The sequence below is a fragment of the Frankia tisae genome (genome assembly GCF_025403405.1).
In the GTDB taxonomy this organism is placed as follows: Bacteria; Actinomycetota; Actinomycetes; order Frankiales; family Frankiaceae; genus Frankia; species Frankia tisai.
Genome location: NZ_JANEZT010000599.1, coordinates 1 through 2,362 on the forward strand (window position 1 = coordinate 1; position 2,362 = coordinate 2,362).

The following is a 2,362-nucleotide window of genomic DNA, read 5'->3' on the forward strand; positions in this document are numbered from 1 at the left end:
GTCCGGGGCCGGACCGGTCCGGGCATCAACCGGGTTCCGGGGATGTTTCGCTGGTAGACATAGCTTGCCGGGACCGGGGGCCGCGCGACGTACGGTCGGGCGGGGGAGCGGCGGTCGGCGCGGGTGCGCTCCGCGCGTGTTCCCGCACCGCCCGCGGCCCGCAGGCCCGGTGCCGTCCGCCGCCTGCGCCCGTTGACCGGCTGCATCCGTCGGAACCTGCTGACCTGGAGGTCCACCGCGAGCCCCGAAGCATCCTCGGCCGAGACGCCACGCCTGCCCGGTGAGGCGTCTCGCTCCACGCAGCCCGCCGCCGATCCGCCGTCACCGCACCAGGGGGCGGATCTTCCGCGCCAGAACCGCCGCCGTGCCCCGGGCCGGACGAACCCGTCGCCGGCGAGCGGCGATGGGCCGGCAACCGCGGACATCTCGCAGCGCGACCAGTCGGACCGCTGGCTGCGCCGGCTCGGCCGGCAGGTGATGGTCTACCGCCGCAATGTGATCCTGGCGTTCGGCGCGGCGCTGCTCGGCACGCTCGTCACCGCCGCCGTCCCGCTGGTCGAGCGGCAGGTCATCGACAATGTCGTCGTCACTCACCGGCATTCGCTGACCCCGTACCTGATCGTCCTGCTCGCCGCCGGTGTGGCGATCTTCGCCACCGCGTTTGTGCGGCGTTATGCGGGTGGTCGGCTGTCGCTGGACGTCCAGTACGACCTGCGTGACGAGGTCTTCAGCACCATCGAGCGTCTCGACGGCGCCCGGCAGGACCAGGTCTCCACGGGGCAGGTGGTCAGCCGGGCGATCTCGGACGTCGGCGCCATCCAGGGGCTGCTGTCCTACCTGCCGATGGTCGCCGGCAACCTGGTTCTCTTCGTCGCCTCCCTGGTCGCGATGGCGTGGCTGTCGCCGCTGCTGACCCTCATCGCCCTCGCGATGGGGCCGGCGCTGTTCCTGCTCGGCTTCCGGGCGCGCAGCACCGTGTTCCCCGCCACCTGGGCGGCCCAGCAGCAGGCCGGCGAGGTGGCGGGGGCCGTCGAGGAGGCGGTCGCGGGCGTGCGGGTGGTGAAGGGCTTCGGGCAGGAGGACCGGGAGCTCGACCGGCTCGCCGGGCACGCCCGGACGCTGTTCGCGCTGCGGATGCGGGCCGTGAAGATCACTAGCCGGTTCGGTGCGGCGATGCAGGCCGTGCCCGCGCTCGGGCAGGTCGCCGTGCTGGCCCTCGGCGGCTGGCTGGCGCTCACCGACCGGATCACCCTCGGCACCTTCCTTGCCTTCAGCACCTACCTCGGGGCGCTCATCGGCCCGACGCGCACCCTCGCCGGCCTGCTCACCGTCGGCCAGCAGGCCAAGGCCAGCACGGTGCGCATCTTCGAGATCATCGACTCCCATCCGGCGATCACCGACGCGCCGGACGCCACCGTTCTCGGCACCGCCCGCGGGCTGATCGAGCTGGACGGGGTGACCTTCGGCTACCTGCCGTCGCGGCCGGTGCTGCGTGACATCAGCCTGCGCATCTCCCCGGGGGAGACGGTGGCCCTCGTCGGCACCTCCGGCTCCGGCAAGTCGACGATCTCCCAGCTCCTGCCCCGCTTCTACGACCCGCAGGGCGGCACGGTCCGCCTCGACGGCCAGGACATCCGCACGCTGACGCTGGCCTCGCTGCGCGACCAGATCGGCGTGGTCTTCGAGGACAGCTTCCTGTTCTCCGACACGGTCCGGGCGAACATCTCCTATGGTCGGCCGGACGCCACGCACGAGCAGATCGTCGCCGCGGCCCGGTCGGTGCAGGCCGACGGCTTCATCCGCGGCCTTCCGCGCGGCTACGACACCGTCGTCGGCGAGCAGGGCCTGACGCTGTCCGGCGGCCAGCGCCAGCGGGTCGCGCTCGCCCGCGCGCTGCTGACCGACCCTCGCGTGCTGCTCCTCGACGACGCCACCTCCGCGATCGACGCCCGGATCGAAGCCGAGATCCACGCCACGCTGCGTGAGGTCATGCGGGGACGCACGACGCTGCTCATCGCGCACCGCCGCTCCACCCTGCACCTCGCCGACCGGATCGCGGTACTCGACGCCGGCCGCATCGTCGACATCGGCACCGAGGCCGAACTCGTCGCCCGCAGCCCCCTGTTCCGCCGCCTGCTCGCCGGCCCCGGCGACACCCTCGCCGAGGTCGAGGCCGAAGACGAGGGCGCCGAGGACGCGGGCGCCGAGCCCGGCGGCCCGCAGCCCGTCCAGCCGCCGAGTTCGGCGTCGAACGGAGGCGGACGGGCCGTCGGCGGGTCATCATCTGGCCGGACCTTCGCCACCACGCCGTCGAGCTCGGGTCTCGGTGCAGTGCCCTCGGGCCGGGGGTTCGGCGCCCCGT

General features: G+C 73.5%; 1 protein-coding gene. It reads left to right on the forward strand.

Annotation, left to right across the window (positions count from 1 at the left end):
* Positions 1 to 123 precede the first annotated feature (123 nt).
* Positions 124 to 2,362 (forward strand): ABC transporter ATP-binding protein (locus NBZ85_RS30335; RefSeq protein ID WP_261563339.1); only part of this gene is annotated, 2,239 nt, incomplete at its 3' end.